The sequence below is a fragment of the Paraburkholderia sp. genome, from assembly GCF_035501035.1.
Classification (GTDB): Bacteria; Pseudomonadota; Gammaproteobacteria; order Burkholderiales; family Burkholderiaceae; genus Paraburkholderia.
The window spans coordinates 1-3,468 of sequence record NZ_DATJWR010000285.1 but is presented as its reverse complement, the minus strand read 5'-3'; the positions used below and the strand labels follow the sequence as shown (position 1 = coordinate 3,468).

At 60.2% G+C, this 3,468-nt stretch carries 5 protein-coding genes; 3 read left to right on the top strand and 2 right to left on the bottom strand.

The features are described from left to right. From VMJ11_RS21065 to VMJ11_RS21055, 3 genes are all read left to right on the top strand, one after another. Positions 1-395: hypothetical protein (locus VMJ11_RS21065; protein WP_325621396.1), on the top strand; the 395-nt coding region annotated here is incomplete at its 5' end. 605 nt (positions 396-1,000) lie between these two features. Further along, on the top strand, positions 1,001-1,519 hold the full coding sequence (locus VMJ11_RS21060) for a DUF3331 domain-containing protein (protein ID WP_325621394.1): 519 nt from the start codon (positions 1,001-1,003) through the stop codon (positions 1,517-1,519). Positions 1,520-1,606: 87 nt separating this feature from the next. After that, positions 1,607-1,849, top strand: a complete 243-nt coding sequence (locus VMJ11_RS21055) for a hypothetical protein (RefSeq protein WP_325621392.1) — start codon at positions 1,607-1,609, stop codon at positions 1,847-1,849. 114 nt (positions 1,850-1,963) lie between these two features. Here the strand turns inward: VMJ11_RS21055 and VMJ11_RS21050 are convergent, their stop codons facing one another. Further along, positions 1,964-2,929: an ABC transporter permease gene (locus tag VMJ11_RS21050; RefSeq protein ID WP_325621390.1), complete on the bottom strand. Its 966-nt coding sequence runs from the start codon at positions 2,927-2,929 to the stop codon at positions 1,964-1,966. 22 nt (positions 2,930-2,951) lie between these two features. Then, a partial coding sequence (locus VMJ11_RS21045) for an ATP-binding cassette domain-containing protein (RefSeq protein WP_325621388.1) occupies positions 2,952-3,468 on the bottom strand: 517 nt, incomplete at its 5' end.

Here is a 3,468-nt window from a genome sequence, read left to right as displayed (position 1 = left end):
CCGAACGGCCTTGCGCACAGCCGCCAATTTCCCGGGCGTCGCGCTTGCACCGGCGTGCAATTAAGCGTCAGACCGAAGGCAATGCTTCGCACCCCACGCCCTACCAAAGTATGAGTTGCCCCGCGTACTTTTTTCTGGTTGACGGCACGCAAACCGCGGTGCTGGCGTTACGCCCCGCCGCCGAGCACCCAACGCCCGCCAGCCTCGAGCGCTTCGCACACGAATACAGCATGCAGGCAGAACTGGACAACACATGGGCAGTGCGGCCGCTCGAACTCCTGCGCCTGCGCGAGGGGGGCAGGATCCTGCTGGTACTCGAGGACTCCGGCGGCGAGCCGCTCGACCGGCTGCCGCGGAGATGGTGCGTGAAAACCAGATCAAATCGCTCATGGTGATCGCTCTCGAGCATGCAGCGGCCCAGCGGCCGAACGGCGGCTATTGATTCTTCCGCGCGCAACCGAACGGCAGGCGAAGCTGAAGCAAGCATTCAAGGCGGCAATGTCGTGGTGCGTTTTCCGGGATAGTTCGTGCCCTCAATGGCGTTGCCGGAACCGGTTCCTGCCTGTGTTCTGAAAGAACAGGAAAGCGTCATTCTTGAAGAGCTTTACGCCGTGCAATGGGCATACGACCGTATAAGCCGGTAATCCCTATCTAGGATCGCGACATCCCACCGTACAGTGGATTCTCCCTGCCTCTCAGCCTACCCTACATTCACCGCGATTAGCGCGTGATGGCAGTGCGGCCCCTCCGTAACAGCTCACTACCCTTCCCTTTGAACTGCAAGACCGCGATGTTGTGCCAAATGCTCTGCATAACTGTATATTTTCCGGCAGCACACTTATATGGAATACACATTCGTCTCGTGGCTCGGAAAAAACGCGTATCGGCGAACCGTGGATCTGGCGACAGTGTGCCTCCAGTGACACGTAGAGCTTCCGCGCATAGACCACGCCCCGAGGTCCGATAGCCACTTTGATTCTTTTTTGTGCAGGAGAGGACGATGATTGCGAATGCCCGATCACAAGGTGTGTCAACGAAGCCCGCGCCAGAATATGACGCCGCCTTCCTTTCCGCCGCTGTGCTGTCGCCGGTGCGCCGCGACCCCTGGTCAGCGACGCTTGCGGCACTCTTCAGCTTTTCGTCCCCGCCGGACCCGCATTGGGTTGCTCCCGACCCTTTCGCTCGGGGCTCCTGTAAGGCAGCGCACCATCGACAGTCGGGGAACGCGGATATTTGCACCTTTACAGTGACAGTCCTGGAACGGCTATCCAACTCGCTCGTGGCGCTCTCCTGGCGCGACCCGACGCTTTGCAACTACGAAGAACAGATGTGGTCGCCCGGACTTGCCCGCACCTCCGGCCGATGCGCGCTCTCCGGCCTCCACATCCGCAAGGGCGACGCCATCTACAAGCCGGCCACCCGCGGACAAACAGTGCCACTGAATCGTGACGCAATGATTCTCGCTTCGGAACTGCTTGATGTCCGGGACGAGCAGCAGGCAACCAGTTGCGCGCGGTAACGCTACACGTAGTAGTCACACAGCCGCCATCGTACAGCGTCAGGCGAGCGGCGATGCAATAAACCCGGGGCATCTTCGGAGTATCACATGCTGTATTTTCTCATTTTCATGCTCGCCTATTTATTCGTTATCCTTATTATTTTGGTTGCAATAGACGGCTTGACAAACAATTATCCGAAGCATACCGAGGACAGATCGTTCCTCTGTCATGTATATGCCGGCGACCAGGCGCGGCACAAATCGGTCGATGGCTCTCAGGCAACTGCGCGCGTGCGGCACTCGCCAGACTTCTCGATCGCGCAGGGCGGAAGGGAATTCTGGGAGAGGTAAAACTGTCGATGTGGGTCAAAAACGTGCCGTCGGGAAACGCGCACGAATTCCATGGGCGGGCAACCTTGTCGTTAGAGTGCCCGCCGCGCGACAGCCGGTGCGCCGTCAGGCGTGTCACTGCGAGTGGATGCGGGAACGACCCGTGGTGAGTCCCGCCGCCGCCAGTATCAGAACGCCATAGGCGATCGGCTCGTAGGCCGGATCCAAACCTGTCGCTGCGATGCCGACCCGGAGCAGGCTAATAGCCAGCGCGCCGATCAACGTGGAACCCATCCCGCCCACTCCGCCTGTCATTTCCGTGCCTCCAATCAGGACAGCAGCAATGCCCGGCAGAAGCAAACTGTCTGCAATCGTGGGGTTGCCACTGTAGGTACGCGCAACCAACGCCATGCCAGCCAGGCCCGAGAAGAGCCCTGCGAGCGCAAACGCAACTATCTTTACCCTCCCGACACGTACGCCTGAAAAAAGTGCCGCCCTGGGGTTCAGGCCGATCGAGTAGATATAGCGGCCAAGTGGCAACCAGTGCAGCGACGCGGCGACGATCGCCAGCGCCGCCGCCGCAAAGGCAAATGAGTGCGGCACCCCAAAGCTGCTCCCATTAAGCCAGGCAACCGCGGAATAACCTGCGCTGACAGGAACAGTCGTGTGCGAGATCGCCAAGGCTATGCTTGACCAGACGCCCTGCCCGGCGAGCGTGACGACGACCGAGGGGATCTGGGCGCGGGCATGAATATAGCCCTGGAAAGCGCCGAGGAGCGTGGTACACGCCAGTACACCAACCACGCCGGCGAACTGCATCGAGGGTAGCGCGAGTGCGAACAATACCGAGGCGAGCGCCGCGAGCGCGGCCATGGAAAGATCGATACCGCCGACCAGAATGACTGCCGTCTGGCCCGTCGCGAGGAGCAGGATCACGCTCGATTCATCGGCCAGCACGCTGAGATTGTCGGGGCGCAGAAACGTCGGCTGGATAGCCCCCACGGTACCCAGGAGGGCCAGCAATGACACAAGCGGCACGAACGACCATTTGAGCCTGTACGGTTTTCGCCGCTGTCTGGAGCGATCGTCTGCGCAGGCCATACATGCCCCTGTTCGTCTACCTTCAGACCATGACTTCGAGAATCTGACGCACTGACGGCTTTCCTGAGGATAAGGCGGGAAAACTGCCGCAAACCGCGCCCTCTCTCATGACGATGATGCGGTCACTCAGCGCAATAAGCTCATCGAGGGTATCGGCGATCAGCACGATACTGACGCCACGTTGTGCAAGGTCGTGAATCAGGGAGGTGATTTCAACCCTGGTGCCAGCATCAATCCCTCGCAAGGGGTGGTCGAGTATCAGAATTTTTGGCGTGCGCGCGATCAGCCATTTCGCAAGCACCAGCTTCTGCTGATTGCCACCGCTGAGATGGTACGCCGGGGCGTCCGCGGCGCGCAGCTTGATGTGCAGTCGCTCAATCCAGCGCATGACGAGTTCGCGCTCACGTCTGAGATCGATCACCGGGCCACGACGTAGCCCGTCCAGATGTGCCAGCGTCATGTTCTTGCGAACGCTCAACCGGTCGACGATGCCCTCGGCACTTCGCTCCGCAGGCACATAACCGATGCCTAGCCGGACT

What these genes read in the sequence shown, in the direction of transcription:
- VMJ11_RS21060 (WP_325621394.1), top strand. Translation starts at nt 1,001, where the DNA reads ATGATTGCGAATGCCCGATCACAAGGTGTGTCAACGAAGCCCGCGCCA.
- VMJ11_RS21055 (WP_325621392.1), top strand. Translation starts at nt 1,607, where the DNA reads ATGCTGTATTTTCTCATTTTCATGCTCGCCTATTTATTCGTTATCCTT.
- VMJ11_RS21050 (WP_325621390.1), bottom strand. Translation starts at nt 2,929, where the DNA reads ATGGCCTGCGCAGACGATCGCTCCAGACAGCGGCGAAAACCGTACAGG.